Source organism: Gammaproteobacteria bacterium, from assembly GCA_009845905.1.
Lineage (GTDB): Bacteria > Pseudomonadota > Gammaproteobacteria > Steroidobacterales > Foliamicaceae > Foliamicus.
In genome coordinates this window covers 862,495-881,751 of sequence record VXYS01000004.1, presented here as the reverse complement: position 1 = coordinate 881,751, position 19,257 = coordinate 862,495, and the positions used below count along the sequence as shown (strand labels likewise).

General features: G+C 58.9%; 21 protein-coding genes. 13 read left to right on the top strand and 8 right to left on the bottom strand.

All coding sequences use genetic code 11. From position 1 onward, the window contains the following. The first annotated feature begins 340 nt into the window (after positions 1-340). The 3 genes from F4036_05455 to cysC all read left to right on the top strand — a co-directional run bounded on the left by F4036_05455 (position 341) and on the right by cysC (position 3,050). Positions 341-1,510 carry a helix-turn-helix transcriptional regulator gene (locus F4036_05455; GenBank protein ID MYK37187.1) on the top strand — a complete coding sequence of 390 codons (1,170 nt, stop codon included), beginning with the start codon at positions 341-343 and terminating at the stop codon, positions 1,508-1,510. A gap of 116 nt (positions 1,511-1,626) precedes the next feature. Next, positions 1,627-2,496: a phosphoadenosine phosphosulfate reductase family protein gene (locus F4036_05450; GenBank protein ID MYK37186.1), complete on the top strand. Its 870-nt coding sequence runs from the start codon at positions 1,627-1,629 to the stop codon at positions 2,494-2,496. Beyond that, the gene (gene cysC / locus F4036_05445) at positions 2,496-3,050 is read left to right on the top strand and encodes an adenylyl-sulfate kinase (protein ID MYK37185.1); all 555 of its coding nucleotides are present in this window, start codon (positions 2,496-2,498) and stop codon (positions 3,048-3,050) included. Before F4036_05450 ends, cysC begins: the two co-directional genes overlap by 1 nt. A 112-nt stretch (positions 3,051-3,162) precedes the next feature. Here the strand turns inward: cysC and F4036_05440 are convergent, their stop codons facing one another. The 3 genes from F4036_05440 to F4036_05430 all read right to left on the bottom strand — a co-directional run bounded on the left by F4036_05440 (position 3,163) and on the right by F4036_05430 (position 6,432). Beyond that, positions 3,163-3,366 (bottom strand): hypothetical protein, encoded by a 204-nt coding sequence (locus tag F4036_05440; protein MYK37184.1) that lies wholly within the window; start codon positions 3,364-3,366, stop codon positions 3,163-3,165. Between the two features lie 904 nt (positions 3,367-4,270). After that, complete coding sequence (locus F4036_05435) at positions 4,271-5,950, bottom strand: sulfatase (protein MYK37183.1); 1,680 nt, start codon at positions 5,948-5,950, stop codon at positions 4,271-4,273. 143 nt (positions 5,951-6,093) lie between these two features. Next, positions 6,094-6,432, bottom strand: a complete 339-nt coding sequence (locus tag F4036_05430; GenBank protein ID MYK37182.1) for a formylglycine-generating enzyme family protein — start codon at positions 6,430-6,432, stop codon at positions 6,094-6,096. Positions 6,433-7,472: 1,040 nt separating this feature from the next. On the opposite strand from F4036_05430, the gene F4036_05425 reads away from it, so the two are divergent. The 4 genes from F4036_05425 to F4036_05410 all read left to right on the top strand — a co-directional run bounded on the left by F4036_05425 (position 7,473) and on the right by F4036_05410 (position 11,715). Then, complete coding sequence (locus F4036_05425) at positions 7,473-7,871, top strand: hypothetical protein (protein ID MYK37181.1); 399 nt, start codon at positions 7,473-7,475, stop codon at positions 7,869-7,871. 284 nt (positions 7,872-8,155) lie between these two features. Further along, positions 8,156-9,217, top strand: coding sequence for a DNA cytosine methyltransferase (locus F4036_05420; protein MYK37180.1), 1,062 nt, complete (start codon positions 8,156-8,158; stop codon positions 9,215-9,217). 99 nt (positions 9,218-9,316) lie between these two features. Continuing rightward, the gene (locus F4036_05415; GenBank protein MYK37179.1) at positions 9,317-10,744 is read left to right on the top strand and encodes a hypothetical protein; all 1,428 of its coding nucleotides are present in this window, start codon (positions 9,317-9,319) and stop codon (positions 10,742-10,744) included. Further along, on the top strand, positions 10,741-11,715 hold the full coding sequence (locus F4036_05410; GenBank protein MYK37178.1) for a hypothetical protein: 975 nt from the start codon (positions 10,741-10,743) through the stop codon (positions 11,713-11,715). Before F4036_05415 ends, F4036_05410 begins: the two co-directional genes overlap by 4 nt. A gap of 66 nt (positions 11,716-11,781) precedes the next feature. Here the strand turns inward: F4036_05410 and vsr are convergent, their stop codons facing one another. Beyond that, on the bottom strand, positions 11,782-12,192 hold the full coding sequence (gene vsr, locus F4036_05405) for a DNA mismatch endonuclease Vsr (protein ID MYK37177.1): 411 nt from the start codon (positions 12,190-12,192) through the stop codon (positions 11,782-11,784). 130 nt (positions 12,193-12,322) lie between these two features. Here vsr and F4036_05400 point away from each other — a divergent pair, with 130 nt between their 5' ends. Next, on the top strand, positions 12,323-12,634 hold the full coding sequence (locus F4036_05400; GenBank protein ID MYK37176.1) for a hypothetical protein: 312 nt from the start codon (positions 12,323-12,325) through the stop codon (positions 12,632-12,634). A 201-nt stretch (positions 12,635-12,835) separates the two neighbouring features. Here the strand turns inward: F4036_05400 and F4036_05395 are convergent, their stop codons facing one another. Beyond that, positions 12,836-13,648 carry a hypothetical protein gene (locus tag F4036_05395; GenBank protein ID MYK37175.1) on the bottom strand — a complete coding sequence of 271 codons (813 nt, stop codon included), beginning with the start codon at positions 13,646-13,648 and terminating at the stop codon, positions 12,836-12,838. A gap of 31 nt (positions 13,649-13,679) precedes the next feature. Between F4036_05395 and F4036_05390 the strand changes: the two genes are divergently transcribed. Next, positions 13,680-14,381 carry a ParA family protein gene (locus tag F4036_05390; GenBank protein ID MYK37174.1) on the top strand — a complete coding sequence of 234 codons (702 nt, stop codon included), beginning with the start codon at positions 13,680-13,682 and terminating at the stop codon, positions 14,379-14,381. After that, positions 14,378-14,596, top strand: coding sequence for a hypothetical protein (locus F4036_05385; protein ID MYK37173.1), 219 nt, complete (start codon positions 14,378-14,380; stop codon positions 14,594-14,596). Before F4036_05390 ends, F4036_05385 begins: the two co-directional genes overlap by 4 nt. A gap of 281 nt (positions 14,597-14,877) precedes the next feature. Here F4036_05385 and F4036_05380 read toward each other — a convergent pair whose 3' ends face one another. Together F4036_05380 and F4036_05375 are read right to left on the bottom strand one after the other, a co-directional pair. Continuing rightward, positions 14,878-15,267, bottom strand: coding sequence for a hypothetical protein (locus tag F4036_05380; protein MYK37172.1), 390 nt, complete (start codon positions 15,265-15,267; stop codon positions 14,878-14,880). Positions 15,268-15,969: 702 nt separating this feature from the next. Next, the gene (locus tag F4036_05375) at positions 15,970-16,221 is read right to left on the bottom strand and encodes a hypothetical protein (protein ID MYK37171.1); all 252 of its coding nucleotides are present in this window, start codon (positions 16,219-16,221) and stop codon (positions 15,970-15,972) included. Positions 16,222-16,367: 146 nt separating this feature from the next. On the opposite strand from F4036_05375, the gene F4036_05370 reads away from it, so the two are divergent. Then, entirely contained in the window at positions 16,368-16,982 is a 615-nt protein-coding gene (locus tag F4036_05370; GenBank protein ID MYK37170.1) for an 8-oxoguanine DNA glycosylase, read from the top strand. Between the two features lie 107 nt (positions 16,983-17,089). Here the strand turns inward: F4036_05370 and F4036_05365 are convergent, their stop codons facing one another. Continuing rightward, positions 17,090-17,449: a hypothetical protein gene (locus tag F4036_05365; GenBank protein ID MYK37169.1), complete on the bottom strand. Its 360-nt coding sequence runs from the start codon at positions 17,447-17,449 to the stop codon at positions 17,090-17,092. Between the two features lie 17 nt (positions 17,450-17,466). Between F4036_05365 and F4036_05360 the strand changes: the two genes are divergently transcribed. After that, positions 17,467-18,657, top strand: a complete 1,191-nt coding sequence (locus F4036_05360; protein MYK37168.1) for a nucleoside 2-deoxyribosyltransferase — start codon at positions 17,467-17,469, stop codon at positions 18,655-18,657. Continuing rightward, a complete protein-coding gene (locus F4036_05355; GenBank protein MYK37167.1) occupies positions 18,654-19,247 on the top strand; it encodes a 7-cyano-7-deazaguanine synthase in 594 nt (197 codons plus the stop codon). Before F4036_05360 ends, F4036_05355 begins: the two co-directional genes overlap by 4 nt. Positions 19,248-19,257: the final 10 nt, after the last annotated feature.

Sequence of the window (19,257 nt, the reverse complement as noted above, 5' to 3'; positions counted from 1 at the left end):
CCTCGCTCGCTCGAGTCGCCCCAACGGGCAATTCACGCATTGTCCTCCCCAATATTGGGGATTCTCAACGTCGTGCGGTCGATTTAACATTCCCGAATTCCCCCATATTGGGGTTCATTGGGAACACTCGTTCTGCATTCCCTTCTTCATGCAACGCTGCCGTAGGGTCCGGATGTGGCGGCAGGAAAATGAGGGAATGTAGCCGGGCGCGTGAACGTGGCTAAAACCGATAGAGGCGTCGCATTGAGACACCCGCATCTTCGTGGCTACACAAGCGGGAGAACCGACCGAATGGGACCGTGCCGTTCAAGCTGCGGCGTCGGGACGTGCGGGCACGGGCGTGAGTGAACCGGACGCGTTCGGGCGGATACTCGCCGCATTGCACGAGTCGGCGCTCGAACCGGCCCAGTGGCCCCGCGCCGCCGCGCTGATCGAAGATTCCCTGGGCGTGCACGGCAGCTCCCTGGCGTGCGGCGAGGGGGAATCGGACAACGACTATCAGATCTACTTCCTTTGGACCTGCCTTCACGGGGAACGGCGCCCGGACCTGGAGCGCCTGTGGCTGGAGACCGGTTTTCCCGAGGACCGGTCGGTGTCCCGCTATGGGCGCTTCCCCTTTGACCGGACGATTCACATCAGCGAGGTCTATACCGAGGAGGAGCTGAAAACCTCCCTGGGTTACCACATCCTGCGGACCCGCGCCCATGCCGGGAACGCGATCAACGTTCGCCTGAAGGGGCCGGGCGCTTCGCGCGTCCTTTGGCAAATCAACGACCCGGTGGACCGGGACGGTTGGTCGTCCGAGCGGCTCGAACGGGTCGGGCGGCTCCAGCCGCATATCCGCCAAACCGTGCGCGTCGGACAAACGCTGGCCGGCGCCGGCGCTCTGGGCGCGACGCTGACGCAGCTGCTCGACATCACCGGCGTGGGCGTCATCCAGCTCGACGCGCGCAGGCGGATCGTAGCGGCCAACGACCGTGCCCTGTCCGTGCTCCAAGCCGGCGACGCCTTGCGCGACAAGAGCGGTTTTCTGTTTGCGAAGGCTCAGACGGACGATGAAGCGCTGCAGGCCGCGCTGGCGCGGGCACTCACGCCGTTCGGCAATCCGGGAGAGGGCGGCTCGCTGACGATCAAGCGTTCGGCGCCAATGCCGCCGCTGGTGCTGCATGTGAACCCGTTGCCTGGAAGGGAGGCGTCGCTTCGTGGCTGGCCGGCTGCGGCGCTCGTGCTGCTCGCCGAACCGGCACGGGGAGCCAGGATCGATCCGGACCTGGCCGCGGCCGTATTGGGGCTCACGCCGACGGAGAGCCGCGTGGCGGTGATGCTGGCCGAGGGCATCGACGTGCGCGATATCGCCTCCGCGATGGAACGCAAGGAAAGCACGATCCGCTACCACGTCAAGCAAATCTACGCAAAGCACGGACTCAGGCGCCAAGCGGAACTCGTGCGGCTGGTTCTCTCCCTGGCCGGGGCCGCCACGTCCGGCGGTACAAACTCCTCCAGCAATTGAGATGCGCCAGCCTGATCTTGATGGGATCACCGCATCCTGCGCGGAAGAACGGGCGGCGTAACGGGCCCGTCCGCTAGCGGCGATCTCCGATCCAACGTACCAGAATGTCCAACGCCATGAATGAGAACGCGTGTGAGTTTGAACGGCTGAACCGCCTGGAGACTTCGTCGTTGGCGGCCCTGCGCCAGGCCGTATCGCACTGCGCTCGGCCTGCAATGCTGTTTTCGGCGGGCAAGGACTCGTGCGTGATGCTGCATCTGGCGCGCAAGGCTTTCGCACCGAACATCCCGACATTTCCGCTGCTGCACGTGGACACGACCTGGGAATTTCCGGAGACCCATCCGTTCCGCGACCGGATGGCGGAATCCGCGGGCATGGCGCTGATCGTTCAGGTCAATCGCGATGGCGCGCGAAGGAGGGTCGGGCCGTTCACGCACGGCGCGAAGGAACATACGCGGCTGATGAAAAGCGCGGCGCTCACGGAAGCACTCGACACCTACGGCTTTGACGCGGTGATGGACGGCGCGCGGGGCGACGAGAAGCGGTTGCGGGGGCGCTCCGGAGTCGGCACGGCCGGTTCACAGACTCCAACGGAACTCCAGGCGCGAGGGAATCCAGCACCCGAACGATTCTTCCCGCTCGCCGATTGGACCGAAATGGACGTTTGGCGCTACATCGAGCGGGAAGGCATCGAGATTCCGGATCTGTATTTCGCCGCCCCCCGGTGGGTGGTCGAGCGCAATGGCATGCTCATCGTGCGCGTGGATGAGCGAATGCCGCTGGAGCAGGGCGAGGAGCCACAGCTACGCAGCGTGCGTTTCCGCTCGCTCGGCTGCTGGCCGCTCACGGGCGCGGTGGAGTCGCGGGCAAACGACATTCCGGCGATCGTGCGCGAACTGCGGCAAGCGGGAACCCTCGAGCGCCAGGGGCGTGCCGAAGACCTTGGGAAGGGCTCGGCTGGGAATGCGCAAGGAGACTACTTCTAATGGGTGCGGATCACGGCTCGAGCGGGGTGTCGCCCTGTGCGCTCTGGCTCACCGGCCTGCCCGCCGCGGGCAAGACCACGCTGGCCGGCGAGATCGCCCGCCGCTTGCGCGCTTTCGGCCTTACGGTGGCGGTGCTCGACGGCGACGAGTTGCGCCGCGGCCTGAATGTGGATCTGGGGCTGAGCAAAGCCGACCGCGAGGAAAACGTGCGCCGGTGCGCGGAAGTGACCCGACTGCTGCTGGATTCGGGCGTTTTCGTGGTGGTCGCGCTGATCGCTCCGTTTCGGGCGGGACGGCGGCGGGCGCGCCGCATCGCCGGAACCGGCCGGCTACTGGAAGTATTCGTCGACGCGCCTCTTGCAGTCTGCCAGCGGCGGGATCCGAAAGGCTTGTACGCCAAGGCGCGCGCCGGGAAGATCACGGGGCTCACCGGCGTCGATGCCCCCTACGAGGCGCCGGAGCGCCCGGCGATCCACCTGCGCACCGATCAAGGCACGCCCCAAGCGCAGGCCGAGGAAGTCATCGGCTGGCTGCGCGCCGCACAACGCCTGTGAGATGCCAACCCGGTGGCGTCTGGATTTCCCCGATGTAACCCGTGCGTGACTACAAGGCCATGAGCCCAGGCTGATCCACACGCACTCCGAGCAGCTACTGCAAACGCTTTTGTCAGTGTCTGTGGCAGGCGGTTGAACAATGGTAGCAACCGTCTACCCGATGGTAGTGGTTCCACGCTTCGGCCACGGCCTCTCGGCAATTTGTGGAACGGCCCAGGTAGATTCGGAACTCCGGGCTTGGCAGGAAATTGCACGCACTCGTATGTACTTCGTGATCACCGCTCTCCTGCGCGTTCTTGTTGACGTAATAGTCCACCGCGCTTCCTTCCCCTATAGATGGCTTCGCAGACCGGCCCGACCTTCGCCATCAGCCGGTCTCCGCTACTGAACGGATTGCCATTCTAGCCTTGCGACCATCTCACAGGCCTCGTGCTGGGATCGTTTCGAAATGACCTGTTATTCGGCAAGTCCGTAGCGCTTCATCCAATATCCTCCTTCGCTGTCCAGAGTTTGCAGGAAAACGCATCCGAAGTGGCTCAGTTTCGAAGCAGCCCTCTCAAGGGCGTGGCCGCTCTGATGGCGCCATCTGACGTGTGTCCCACCGACTTTTTCATGCACGGAAAAATCGACTTCGTTTTTCGGCGTATGAAAAATGGTCCTTCGGACGGCCCTCGAAACCGGCCCGTGGGAAGGGGGTTTTCGCGGCATCTGGCCGCCACTCTATCCGGTGTACCCGGCTTCCCTTCTCCGCGGTACCCGGAGAGGTCCCTACAGGGAGTCCGCATGCCTGGGTCTGCGGAGGAGGATTGTTTTTCTTATGGCGAAGAGGCCTGGATGGAGGGCTGTCCGAGTTCTCTTTTTTGCGTGAAGAAATAAACCACGTGATGGATTGATCTTGGGGTTAGATGAAAGACAGGTGCGGGGAAGCGCTTGTGACGGAAAAAGAGACCGGACATCTGAGGCGGGATTCACTACTCCTCATCTGTCTCGGTAACGGGGCATCCTGCGCCGCCTCATCCCAAATAAAGGATATGTATTTGGTACTTCGGGTACGGGAACATGAACTATTCTGGCGTCGCGAAGCGCGCAGAACCTGCAGCAAGACTTGAGATGCTGACCTCCCGGCCGGCCGCTTCGTGCTCCTTTAGCTCTCTCGCTTGAAGAGGCCGTCGGTCCAACTGATGGCCACGCCGTACCTTTTCCGTTTCAATCCGGGCACGCTAGCGAGTGCCAATAGCGTGATTGGAATTCGACGGCAACCCTTGGAAGAATTTATTCTTGCGCGTTGGTACGTCTGCGTCCGTCTCGGCGCGCCAGTCCGACAATCGTTTTCGCATGCTCTCAAACCGCCCTCGAACATCAGGCGCTAGCGATTCGACATGTTCTGCCAAGTTACGGCTCTCGCTGATGTCGTTGTCCAGATTGTAGAACTCGAATCGACTGACGGTTTCCGGACCGCTTTCCTCTTCATTGCGTTCAAAGAATTCAATGAGTTTCCATTGGCCGGATATCAAGGCAGATGAGGGCCAGCCGCGAAATCCGGGTCTGGGTCCGCCGGGACGAGTCGCGCCACCGAAATACAGTGGGAAATGGAAAAATGCTTCACCCGATCCGCTGTGCCTTCCGGCCAATTCGGGCAAGATACTACGGCCATCCAGTATCTGGGTTGGCGGAAAGTTCACGTTCGCTAGATCGACACCCGCCAAATCAGCAAAAGTCGGTAGCCAATCCACGCTGGAAACCGTCGCAACCGAGCGTGTGCCGGGGTGAATCGCGGCCGGCCACCGAACGATGGTCGGTACGCGAATGCCTCCTTCATACAAAGATCCTTTCTCCGACCTCAGCGGTAGAATCTGTGAGGGTCCTGTTCCCCCGTTGTCGGATGAAAAAACAACTACGGTGTTCTCTGAAACGCCGGCATTGTCCAATGCCTTGAGTATTCGACCGACGCTCGTGTCAGCAGCATGGACCATTGCTGCGTAGGTCGTGTCATAGTCTTTGGTTTCACCCTCCCAGTTCCTCAGCTTCCGGTCGAACCGGCGGACGATTTCCGGATTGGCGATTTTGGGGTCGTGTACTTCCCAGTGCGCGACGTAAACGAAGAAGGGTTTCTTCGAATTGTTCCGGATAAACTCTATGACACCATCGCTTATCGAATGAGCCGAGTTCGGATTGCGGTAGTGTTTTGTTGTGTCTGCCGCGCCAGTTTCCACTGCATCCGAACCGTCGGTACTCGATACGTCAAAGCCCTGCGTGCTTTTGCCGACATGCCACTTGCCAAAACGTCCGGTAACGTAGCCGGCAAGATTCAAGATCTCGGCGACGGACACGATTTGATCGGGCAACCCGGCGGATACCTCGAACGTTCGAAGCCCATCTTCGGCGTACTGAGAATCGTAATCGTCCATCGTAATGCCGGGCGCGGACCGGCCACGTGAATTGAAGAACCAGCTCTCAATGGGCACCCACAAAGGAGCCGCGTGCGGAGCAATCTTGGATGCCTTTCCGAGTGAGTAAAGCCGATGCCGGGCCGTCGTCATGCCTGATAGGAAACTCGCGCGAGTCGGCGAGCAGTTAGGCCCGGAGGCGTAGGCACGTTCAAACACCATGCCTTGTCCAGCCAGGTGGTCAATGTTGTGTGTCTCGTAAAACCTACCGCCCGTGAAACCGACATCGAAATACCCCAAATCGTCGATCAGAAAAAAAACGATGTTTGGTTTGCTGCCCGCCATATCAACCGGTTGGGCAATTTCGTATTCCGGTTCCTGCTCTGCCGGGCCCAATGATCCGCTGACGCGGCTATGGGATTGCGCAGATACATGTTGGATCCACCCGCAGGCCACAACGAAAAACACGCACAATGCGGCAAAAACCGTCTTTACATACAAGTATTTCAACATCTTCCTGCTTGCGTGCCTTTCTATTTCCGAGTTGATTTGATTACGTCTCCCACTCTTGAGGGAATTAGCTTACTTGACATGAAGAGAACTTGCGTGACCGTTGTTGTTTCCCGCGGCCCGAGGTAGGTTGGGTGGGGAGACCTTCATGGAACGCCTCGTGACAGGGTCGTGTTTTTCGCTTTTCTGGCGTTCGCGGCGCAGCCTAAACCGACGTTGTTCAGGACGGACTCAGGCGAAGTAGTCATCCTTGCGGCGATCCGATATCCCTGGCAATCGTTCTTACTGCATAGTGAACTGCAGCCGCGATGCGCTTTTTGGGTTCCCTTGTCCGGCTTTTGTACGTTCTTTTTTGGAGAGCGGGCCAAGTAATCCCGCTCGTATCGATCGTGGACCCTTGCCCATGCATCGCACGTCCGGTCATAGAACCGGGAACCATTGGGCGGAAACGACTTAACGGGAGCGAGGCCACTGCAACCATCCAGTGCTTAATCTGTGTCGGGGAATTCGCCCTTCCAAGATTGGCTTCGCGAACTCCGCCCGGTACGCGTATGTTTCCCATCCAATTCTAACGTCTTGCAGTCTGCCGCGGCCTGCGTACTCGAATTCATGTTGTTTTCGACCGTAAATTGCGCATGTGTTTCGGCTCAGGATCGCGCACATCGGATTGGCGAGTTGGTTTTGCCGGTCCATCCTGTTGTCTTCATCGACAGGGTGGAGGCAGCGCGTAACGCGCCGATGGGAGACGAGGATGTGCTTGAAGTATTACCTGGATCGGGACGGTTTGGTATCGCCCGGCGCACGATCCATTACTGGATTGAGACCGGTCCGCTGGATCGCGACTTGGCGGCCGGCAAGATTCGGCAAGTTCGGGGCAGTCCGGTTCTTCTCTCTGCCATCGCTGACGCTCCTTCGGACGCGCAAACGCGCCTAATTCGCCAGGGAAAGGAGAGGCTTGGGATGGCTGGCGCTGCTTGGCCGTATCCACACCCAAAATCGTTCTGCTAGTCTCCATGTCGGATGCGATTTCTGACCGCGAGGACACATTCTTGGCGGACAGAGTCGAATGAGACGCCGAAAATAGCTTATTCAAAGGGGACTTTGAAAAAGTAATGGCTCCGGCTCAATGTATACCGCGTGCGTCGCGCAAGAGCCAAATCCTGTCCCACCGGTACACTTGAAATACGCATTGGGAGCAAGAACAACAATGAACGAGTCGGCAAGTTGGCAATTCAAGAGCCAAGTGGAAGCGCGTTTACTGGATTGCCTCTGTATTGGTGACTTCGTCCTCCAGCGCGCCGCGTAAGGTCTTGAAGAAGGTCAGGACTGCCAGATCTCTTAAGCGCTGACTGGCCAGCAAACGGCATAATCTGCGCATGTCTTGGAACATTCCATTCGAACGCTCTGACGTGGGGGGGCTCGGTAAGCGCTACCGGGCGCTAGACTCTTATCAGGCCGGAGTGTCCAATGCTGAGCAGACCGCAGGCTGGCGGATATCTTGACAGCTGCGCGCCGACGCGGACACATGAAGCCTTCCGATCTGCAGGAGGTTGCCCGCTGGAAGTATCCTGGTCCGGCGGTTCGCCAGCTGGTAGCCGTAAACTCCTCTGCCGATGTGGAGGAAATCTCCCGCGTTTCCTTTGCGACCGACAGCGAGCGTCTGCGCATCGGCGCCCTTATGACGCTGCATGGCGTCGCCGGACCGATGGCGAGCGTCATATTGCATTTTATTTTTCCGGATCGTTACCCCGTGCTCGATAAGCGAGTCATGCGGACTATCGGGGCACCCATTGCCTACCAGTTTGATCGCTGGCTGCAATACGGCGCCTTTTGCAGGCGAGCGTGTAAGCACTACGGCGTTACTCTGCGGGCACTGGACGAGGCGCTTTGGCAGTACGATTACGAGCGCCGCCCAGGAGACTAGAGTACGCGCTGAATCTGTCCGATTCGGGTTGGCAATGCCGTTCTATAAGCCCGGTTAACGTAAATTTGGGCGAAGCGGGGTTATGATCGGATATCCTGTCCGTTGGTCGGGCTAGCGGCCTAACTGGATGACCGGATTCCGGGCTGGACGGGACGATTCGTATCGCGTGCTTGTTGCGTATCGCGAATAACGACGGCTTCCCGTTAACGGTTTGATCCGGCGGACGGGAGGGTAAACTACGCGCTATCGTGGCGGTTCGCGAGGGCCGCGCTTGAGTAGAAGCGATGCGAGTAGTTGATTTGTTCTGTGGCACCGGGGGCTTCTCGCGCGGAGCGCACCTTGCGGGCCTCAATGTCGTGCAGGCATATGACAATGATCCCGTGCTCACCTCTTCGTTTGCTCTCAATTTCCCTGATACACCCATAACGCTCGCCGATGTATCGGAACTTTCGGGGGCGGAAGTTCTACGGCATACCAATTCGCTGATCGACGGGCTAATTGGCGGGCCGCCCTGTCAAGGCTTCAGCATGATCGGACGGCGCGATGCCAAGGATCCGCGCAGCGCACTCGTCAATCATTTCTTTCGGTTGGTGGCGGAACTGTCGCCCACATTTTTCGCCATGGAGAATGTTGTGGGCATCAGCCAAGGCGAATCCCGAAGAATCTTGGACGCCGGGCTGGAGAGGGTGCCAGAGCACTATCAGGTATCAGACCCCATCGTGCTTGACGCCGCAGACTTCGGAGCACCTACGCGACGGCGGCGCGTTTTCATAATTGGAATCGACAATAGGCGAGGATCAATGCCGGACATCGACGCGATGCGCACGGTGCCGGGCGTTACCGTTAGAGATGCGATCGAAGACATTTCTAACGCCGTATGTGCGGGGACGGACGAAGCGGGATTCGATCTATGGCAATTGCCAGATGACAGTTCGCTCTCGAAGTACGCAATAGCCATGAGGTCTGACGACAGCAGTTTTACAGGCAATCGGCGCACGAAACACTGCGAGCGAGTGCGCAAGCGATTTTCGGAATTGGAGCCCGGGGCAATCGACAAAGTGGGCCGGCATCAACGGCTTGAATGGAATGGCCGTTGTCCCACGCTACGCGCGGGGACGGGGTCTGACAAAGGATCGTACCAGTCTGTCAGGCCCATCCATCCAGGCGAGCCCAGAGTAATCACCGTCCGCGAAGCGGCGCGTCTCCAGGGTTTTCCCGACAGCCACCGCTTCCACCCGACAATTTGGCACAGCTTCCGAATGATTGGCAATAGCGTATCGCCGTTCATGGGGAGCGCGGTTCTATCGGCGATCTCCTCCAACTGCGAAGCGCGAGAATCGGTCTAGCGCTTGATTAACAGGGACGAACTTCAGCATCGAGGATGGTCGGTTCTGGCCGGCGAAAACAGATTCACTTCGCGCACAAGCGTTTCCTGAGCAACCGTAATGAATAAAGAGCAATCGCCCTCGCAAGAGGGGAAGACCGAACCTAAGCCAACGCATTTGGACGGAGCGCCGACGAAGCGCTTTTTCGTTTCCATGCTACCTAGGGACATCGACCTCGATGATTCAATTTTGGATCTTGTCGACAATTGCGTGGACGGCGCCATGCGGTCGCGGCCGGCAGGGCGCGATACGGAACAACCATTCGCGGGTTTCCGCTGCGATATCACCATTAGCGCCGAGAAATTCGTAATTGAGGACAACTGCGGAGGGATTCCGAGTTCTTACCTGAACGCAGCCTTTCGCTTGGGGCGGCCCGCTGGAGATCCAGACGAAAAACTACCCACCATCGGAATCTACGGAATAGGGATGAAGCGTGCGATCTTCAAGATGGGAAAAGAAGCCGAGGTGGTTTCTTGCTCGAAGAACCGCGCGGTCAAAGTGCGCTACAGTCGCGAGTGGCTGGATCCCAACTCGAATACATGGGAACTTCCGTTCGAGGAAATCGGGAACGGGGCGGAATGCGGGGTGACGATAACCATTCCGGCTCTGCACGAGAGCATTTCGAAGAAATTCCAGCAGAAATCCTTCATCGACCAGCTGAAAGACAAACTGGGGCAGCATTTTGCCTACATTATGGGAAAGGGATTCGAGATCCGATTGAACGACGCGCCGATTACGCCGGTTACCGTTCAGTTGATTCTGACTGGGCAAATTGAGCCTTTCGATTTCCAAACCGTGGTTGACGGAGTGGAGATCAAGGTCACTGTGGGCTTCTATCGCAATCTGACACGTCAAACGGAATTGGAAGAATCGACGGATCCCGACATAAGCAAGCCTGGGGAGAGCGCTACCGACGAGGCGGGAATTACCGTGATTTGCAATGATCGCATTGTCGTTGTTTCAGATAAGACCTCGATAACGGGGTGGGGCGTTGCTACCACCCCGCGCTACCATCCGCAATTCAGGGCAATAGCGGGTCTAATCAGCTTTTCGACCGCGAATCCGGAGGATTTGCCGATTTCGACGACCAAGCGTGACCTGGATACCGACAGCGACATCTATCGTCCGGCTAGAAACGCCGCCATGGACGGGCTAAGCATGTGCGTTGGCTTTACAAACAAATGGAAAGGCATCGAAGAGGAAGTGGACGGCTTGCTGCAGCGGAAGGATAGAGTAGAGGCCCGAACGGTTCGGCTGGCAGTGGAGAAGGGCAGACCGGTCAGGGGAGACACAACTGGGACGCGACGCTACAAACCCGAACTGCCGCGTCCCGAGAGAGGCAATACGAGGCGCAGAATAGCGTTCTCCCGAGACGTTGAAGAAATCAATGCGGTTCGAGAGCACTTCTTCGGCAACGATACCAAGAAGCCGGGCGAAGTCGGAATCGCGGCCTGGGTCGATACTCTTCGGAGAGTTACGAAAGCATGACTCAGATCGGACTGCCCTACCGCATTCGACCGAACAAGTTCATTGACAGGGAACTATTCGCCGAACTCGTATCTCTGCTGGTTGCCGAAGCTGATCCGGGAGAGTATGCCTACGTGTCTATGGGCGGAAAGCACCTAAGCGACCATCTGGCAATGTACCGAAGGGCGGGCATTCGAAAACTCTATGCTTTCGACAACGACCCTCGTATCACGGATCGACAGCGATTCAATGCGCCCTTCGAAGGCGTGATATGCGAAAGCCATGGCAGCGAGGAGCTTCCAGCAGATATTCAGGAAATCGTCACAAGTTTGGACGCGAACCGCGTCATTATCTGGCTTGATTTCACGACGGCGGAGCACTTCAAACAATTGAAAGAAGTCGAGGCGATCACTGCCAAACTAGCGTCCGAAGATATCCTTCGGGTCACGATGAACATTGAGTTTTCGAATCTGATGCAGCGCACGGCAGAACTCACGGCGGCGCAAAGGGAACTTTCAACGGAAGAGCAGCGCGCGCTTTTACTTAGGCGCTACCTTGGCGTGTACATGCCTCGTGACCTCAACGAGCTATCGAACGAGGGTATCGCCGTAGCTGTCGCCAGGAGCATTGAGCGGGCGTGCGAGCTCGGGGGCAGAGCGGCGGACCAGCGTACATCCCCCGTTCCCCTGTTGGTAACCAACTACAAGGACACCACGTCAATGCTCACGGCAACATTCAGGATGACAAACGGGACGCGTCCGCTGGACCCTCCCAAAGGCTGGCAGTTCCTGCCAGGCGAGGGACTGGCGGACATAGAAAAGATCGTTGCGCCGGATCTTTCGCCCCGTGAGCAATACGCGCTCGACAAGTGCATGCACGAGGATGCCGACGTAATCCAGGAGAAATTGGGATTCGATCTCGACGGTCCTGCCATCGGCGCCTACGAGCGATTCCATCGCTTTTTCCCAACCTTCCAGTCGGTGAACGAATAGCCGATTCTGGCGCGACGCGGGTTAAGCACAACGCCGCCTTCCGGCCGGCGAGAGCAGGCGTTCGCATCAAGGGTCGAGAAAACGACGAATCGCTGTGGCGACATACTCGCGCGACCGGATAGAGCATTCCCAGACAACCAATACGTCCCAGCCCATTTCCTGCAGTTGGAAACGATGCTCGCGATCCCGCTCGGCGTTTCTCGCCAGCTTCGGCGTCCAATAGTCTTGATTGGACTTCGGGATCCCGGACTTCTTGCAGCCGAGATGCTGGTGCCAGAAGCAGCCGTGCACGAATATGACCTTGCGGCGGCTCGGGAAGACCATGTCCGGCGTTCCCGGAAGGTCGGAGCGATGGAGGCGGTAGCGGTAGCCTATGGAATGCACGAGCCGACGCACCGCCATCTCGGGCTTCGTGCCTTTCGCCCGGATTCCGGACATGATCTCGCTTCTGCGCTCGAGGCTTACGATGTCGGCCATGCAACAACTCTAACCGGACTGAACTTACGGCAAGGTGGCGCGCAAACCCTAGCCGAGCAGCGCTTGTCCCTGAATTAGGAAGTTTCGTCTCGATCAGCCTCAGCTGCAATTCGATCGCTTCCCGGAAGGCGTGAACGATCCTGCCGCCAGCTGTTTCCTCGAAGCCGGACTCCTCGAGTACGGCCTGGATTCTCCCGCTCTTCGCGACTTCTTCCTCGAGCGCGCTGCGTACCGTCTTGAAAAAGGCTTGGGCCTCAACGTTGGTCAGATGCTGTACGGCCAGAAGGCCGTTGACCATCGCGTGCAGCACGGCGGCGCGGCCGGCGCGATGCGCGGCCTCTGCAGACCATTCGTTCCGGATCGTCACGGTCGCATCAATCGCCAAGCATGCACGCGCTCGCATCATAGATTGCTGCGAACCCGCGTACGGCTCGGAAATTAGGCCTGAATGGACAGATTAGCTGAGACGGGCTGAATTGGGCCGCCGGCGAGCCACAATCCGACCAAGCAACGCTACATAGCGCGGGCCGTGCCAGTCCCTAAAGCGATCCTTCGGAGGGCGTTTCCCTCCGCCATCAGACAGGACCAAGCTACCACTCTTCCTTGGCTGCGGGCGCTCCGTGGTTTTTCCGGCGCGAGACCGCTACGCCGGAATTCGGAACACCGGGCAACTGTGCCTCCCTGGGCCGTCCATCGCCCGGGCGGGCAATATCAAATAGGCGTCATCAAAGTGCTGGAGAGCTGGGATTTCAACTCGCTGCAAGTACTTGCCCACGCGTTCCTCGGGTAAGTTGTACTCATTGGTTCTGATCAGCAAGAACAGCTTCTCGATTTCATCAAGCCTTCCTTCTTCGGCCCTGTTGGCCGCGATCTCTTCCTTCTCGCGGATGGCCGCGCGCAGCCGCTTCTGAAAGTAATCAAAGAGCCACGCCGGCCGAGGAGGCTCAATTCGCACCTGCTCGAACGGAGCGATATGTTTGAGCGCCTTGGCGAACTTGAACGGCTTTGCCGTTAGGGCACTCCGGATTTTCCTGGCTCGCGCTGGGTCATCCCTTTCAATTTCTAAGCAGAGGCCGTCAATGTTCGAGAGACGGCAATCCCTTTGCCAAGCGATTTCCTCCGGAGTGATCGTTAGCCGGGTAACCTCGATTCCCACACGTTGTCCGTCGATTTTTCCAAAGCAGTCCGGCAACGCTTGCTCGGGGTTTTTCTCGATGTTGCAGAGAGGAACGCCAAATTCCAACTCCAGTTCGGTAGCGAAATCCTCGCAATCGGATAATTCCTGCCATCCCTTGGCGTCGTCGTCGGGAACAGCTTCCAGCGGCGGATACCCAGCGTTCTGTTCCGCCTCGATCAGTTCCTGTAAACCCCGAAGCAGTTCCGCGTCCTGAAGCGGCCCCCAATTCTCGATATCCTGATCGCCGATCCTCGGCGAATCGCGCCGTTTGCGGTCCATAGTGGCTAGTGCCTTGCCTATCAGGCGGTGGATGATATCGGCAACAGATCGTACTTTCCAATCTTGTCTAGTCCGTCTAGACACCTTTATACTCTCCGGTATGCACACCGTCGCCATCATCTCCCGCAAGGGAGGCACCGGCAAAACGACACTCGCATGCAGTCTCGCGATAGCCGCCCAGTACGATGGCCGGGCCGCCGTGATCCTGGACATGGACCCGCAGGGATCCGCGAGCGCCTGGTGGCGCGTGCGCCGGGAGCAACCGCCGTCCGTGGCGTCGACGCGTCCCAGCGCGCTGGACGGTCACCTGCGGGCCGCCAGGCAGGCTGGCGTGGACATCGTTTTCATCGATACCGCGCCGCAGGTCGCTGGGGCCGCAACCCAGGCCGCCCAGGCGGCTGATTACGTGCTGGTCCCGTGCCGCCCAGGTCTGCTGGACCTGGCGGCGATCACCGGCACCATCGCCATTGCCCAAGAGGCGCGCACACCGGCGGCCGTGGTTCTTAACGCCGGCGGGATCCGCAGCCCCCTGGTAGCCCAGGCCCAGGGAGCGCTGCTCGATGTCGGAGTGACCATCGCGCCGGTGGTGTACCAGCGGGTCGCCCACGCCTACGCCATCACTGCCGGCCAGGCCGCCGGTGAGCGGGAACCATCCAGCAAGGCTGCGGCCGAGATCCAGGCGCTGTGGCAATGGCTGCGGAAACGGCTGCAGCCCCCACGGAGAAGCAAATGAAGAAGAAGGCCGACCTCGCCGAGTCATTGCGCCTGGCACGCGCCGGCGCCGCGCCCGGGAAGAGGCCCGAGCGCGTGGGGAAGAAAGGGTTCGTTGTCTACCTGGACCCCGAGCTACTGCACCAGGTCAAGATCGTGGCGCTGGCGGAGCGGAAGACGCTGCAAGAGATCGGGGTGGAGGCGCTGGAGGAACTGGTCACTAAACGGACCCCCTAGAGGAGAAGAAAGAAACGCTGAGCAATAGTTGCTTGCGGTCGCAGATACGCCCAGACTACGGGTCGATACTCCGTGATCGGATCCGGTTCGTGGTCTCGGCGCCTCTCCAGGTGCAGGTCGGAGGCGATCTGATCTTCATGGCCGCGGCAGAGGTAGAGCAGGGCGCGTCATTGTAGGGATCACCTGCAGAAATCCAAGACCCAAAAGGGGCTTAATACGGCATGATTCCTTGCACCTGCTCTCGAGCACCCGGGCCAGGCAGTTGCGAAGAATCGATCTTCTCAATCTACTCGCCGTACCGCAGCCACCGAAATGTTGTCGCAATATTCCCCGCCCCGGGTCCTGGCCCGCGATACCACGCTGCGCAAGGCACCGGCTAGATCCTTCGCCTTGAATATCGCCTCCAGGTCTGCCTTGTCCACGTTTTCCCAGAGCCCGTCGCCGCACAAGAGGAAGCCTTCACGCCGGGAGATTCCCCTAGAGGCAATAGGGAGCCGCGGCGAATGGGGCCCGGCTCCCAGGCACGCATACATCAGGTGCGCCCCTGGGTGGGCGTGTACGTCCGATTCAGAATAGAGGCCTTCCTTGAGCAGCAATTCCCGTAATCGGTGATCAACGGTGTGCTCAACGAAACAGGCATCCTCGAATCGATAGAGGCGGCTGTCGCCCAAGTGCGTCCAGGTTGCCTTTGAAGCCGTGAGGTGGAGCAGGACACAGGTGGTGGCCAACCAGCCATTTTCCGCCCTCGCTCGATGCGTTGACGCGCGAGGGCGACAATGGCTTCGAAGAGCTCGGCAGCCTCGCTTGAAGGTGTCGCATCAAAAACCTCTTTGGCCGCGCGAATCGCCGTTTGAGCGGCGAACGCGGGGCGGAACTCGCCCCCCAACCCGTCGGCCAAAACGACTAGGCAGGCCGTATCGCTCCACAGGATCCGGACGCGGTCCTGCTGTTCGCGGCGGCGGATGATGGATTGGCGGCTCGCGGCTTCGAATATTTCGGGAACTCTCATGTGGCAGGGTGCGCCATTGTATGGAGCCGCACTTGCGAGGAAGGTAAGTGTACGAGGAAACGCGGGGCTAAGAGAAAGTCGAAGCGGCGCAACGGTGCAGCGTGTGAAGAGCTAGACCGCCCGCACAATCAAGTTCTTTCCTTCCATTCTCTGGCTCTGTTTCAAGTGTATACACTACGTAACAAAGATATGTATACTCACTATCCTCAATCTGCATCCAGGAGGCTGCCGATGGTGGTGGCACAGCAGAATTAGCTCTGAAGAGGAAAAGAAGGGGAAATCGGCCGGCCAGCGCCGATCCCTAAAGGCCAAGGCCGCCAAGCCTGCCGCTACGGCTTCGAAGTCTCCGGAGCAGAACGCTCCTTCACGCGTCTATTACCGGCCCAGCCGCGAAGGAAAGGTGCCCATCGCCGGATTCTTCGACCCCCGGGTTCGCCGCCGGCTCAAGATCATGGCGGCAAAGGACGAAACGACAGTCCAGGCATTGCTCGGCGAGGCGATTAGCGACTTTTTTGCGAAGCATGGCAAGCCGGAAATCGCACAGTAGGCGGCGTTCTGCATTGAAGTTTTGATCGAGTTCCAGAGAAACGAGAAACACCAGTGAACACGTGTTCATCAGTTCAGGAAATTACTGCTCTAACCCCGTCAGGTCTAATGGTCAAACAGCTTCCGGCTCCGGACGTGCCTGTTGGAGTAGGGCCGCTTGTTTGGGGCCGCGGGGAGGAGATTTGCAGCCCTGCGTACTGGGCGGCACAGTCTTGGATGTGGGAGCTCGATGAACCGGAACATTACCGGCTGGGCTCCAGTCTCGAGGAGGAGGTCTTAGCTTGCCTGTTGGGTGGGTATGGCATTCCAGCAGAAATCGGGCTGGCAGCCTATCAGCGATTACGCGTTGAGTTATCCAGAAATCACAGTTCTCTGACCGACGCGGATTCTGTCTATTTTGTGCTCAAACAACCGATTCTGCTGAACGGGCGCAGCGTGCATTATCGGTTCGCACGGCAGAAGTCCCGGTACATCGCAGCTGCGTTGACTGGCCTGGAACGGATCGAGCGTGGACAGAACGATCGTGAATTGCGCGACAGTCTTATGGAACTGCCTGGGGTCGGACCGAAGACGGCTTCCTGGATCGTACGCAACTGGCGCCAGAGTGATGAGGTCTCCATTCTCGATATCCATATCATGAGGGCTGGCCGGATCTTGGGAATATTTCCCCAAGAATGGCGAGTAGATCGTCATTACGCGTTACTTGAGCGAGCCTACCTTCAATTCGCCAGAGACATTGACACCCGAGCTTCCGTGCTGGATTCCGTGATGTGGATGACCATGCGGCGTTTGGGTCCGGCTATGATTGCCGCGCTCTCGCGTAGCGTCTAAGATGCGCCGCCAGGCCAACTCAAGGCTAGCGGTGCGAGGCAAATGCCGCTGGCGACGGTATGCGAGCAAACCATTGGATCCATAGAGAACCGAGGAGAACGCGAATGTCAGGAAACGGAGGCGATCGTGGCGACGGCTACACCGCACGGCGAACCAAACGGCAGCCGGGCAACCAGACCCAGGGTGGTGCGGATGGCCCAGGGAGTGAGCAAGGCGACCCATGCAACATCGTTCAGCAAGCCCCGCTCAATAGCCCTCGGGCGGACGTAATTGAGACCCTTTCCGTTGGAGACGAACTTGCCGTAAGCCTTAACACGGGTGGCGATCACCCCGTGCTGGAAGTGATCAGTCGTGCGGGTGCTGCCGGAGCACTCACCCACCGCGGTCATTTGAAGATCATCGAGTGCATTGAAGGCGGCCGAGAATACAAAGCGGTCGTGCTGTCTGTTTCGGGCGGGGCGGTTCAAGTTCGCGTCGAACTCAAATGACGACGGTTGTCGGTGGGGTGTATGACGAGTATTGCATCGAACCCTATTGGGATGATGTATACGGTTCTGGTGGCAGAGCCGCGGCCGCACTGAGCACGGCGATTCCGGATTTGCGTCTGGTTACCTATTGCGCGCAGTCACTGAAGGACGGCCTGGAGAATCTAAAGGCTGCTTACCGCATTGCGATCAGCGGCATCAGCACGCACGACGGCATTTGCTTCGAATACGTACATTCGCTGTCCGTCCCGCGGATTACCCCTCGACCGGACGCGATTCAGAAGCACGGCGAACTCAGCGTCGAGGACGATGTCGTCCTCCGGTTCGGAATGATGGAAGGAAGCGCACATGTAAAGGCGAAACGAGCCGTTTATGACCCTCAATCCGCGTTCGACCCCCGCCCCTTTGGCGAAAACGGTTCGAACGCCGACACACTTGCTCTCATCCTCAATCGCGCGGAAGCCCATTGTCTTACAGACGAAACCGATACGGATGCGATGGCAAGGAAGTTGATCTCGAATGGGGAGGCCAGCGTGGTTGTTCTCAAGTTGGGCGGCCACGGCGCTCTCGTTGCGACCAAGGAGGGAAGCGATGTCATTCCCGCCTACAAGAGCCAAAGCGTATGGAAAATTGGATCGGGCGATGTATTTTCTGCCGCTTTCACCTTGTACTGGGCCGTTGAACACAAAGACCCCACGCAAGCTGCCGACCTCGCTTCCCGTGCAACCAGCCACTATTGCGGTACACGCGCGCTGCCCATCCCCCCTGCAGATATTCTGTGTAGTGAGTTGACGGAGCCTGTTCGACCTGGAAGTGGTCAGGTCTATATCGCAGCGCCGTTCTTTGATCTCGGTGAGCAATGGCTGGTCGAAGAGGCGAGAACGCACCTTCTTAAGATGGGGGTCCGAGTATTTTCTCCGCTTCACGATGTCGGAATCGGACCGGCAAGTCGCGTGACCCAGCAAGACCTGAAAGGACTGGACGAGTCGGACGCAGTGCTCGCAATCCTGAATAGCGGCGACCCTGGCACTGTTTTCGAAGTGGGATACGCGGTCGCACGTGGCATTCCCGTAGTGGTGCTTGCGCAGAATATGCGTCCGGAGGATCTCAAGATGCCTGAGGGTTCGGGATGCAGGATCACACAAGATCTGGTATCCGCAATCCACCACGCCGTTTGGTCGCTCGCATGAACGCGCTGCTGTTATCCGGAGGGATGGATTCGGTATCTCTTGCATACTGGAAAAAACCGCGATTCGCGATCACGATCGACTACGGCCAGATTGCTGCGCCTGGGGAGATTGCCGCAGCCTCCAAAGTAGCAAGTGAACTTGGCATTCAGCATCACATCGTGTCGGCTGATTGCTCCGCCGTGGGATCTGGAGATATGGCGGGAAGGGCGTCGCTGAAGGTGGCGCCTGTCCCTGAATGGTGGCCATTCCGCAATCAGTTGCTGGTTACACTCGCCGGCGCAAGAGCGCTCAGTCTAGGCGTTACGGAACTTTTGATTGGTACGGTGGTTTCGGACGGACGCCACGCCGACGCACGCCCTGACTTTTTCTCGCAGATTGATCAGCTGATGGCGATGCAAGAAGGTGGCCTGCGGGTCACCGCCCCGGCGATGGCAATGACGGCGCTGGAACTTGTTCGTGCTTCCGGCATACCGCGATCGCTGCTTGCCTGGTCGCATTCGTGCCATACGGGCGCGTTCGCCTGCGGAGGGTGCAGAGGCTGCGTGAAGCACTTCCAAACGATGGACAAACTTTATGGGGATGCCTACTAATCAGGAGCCC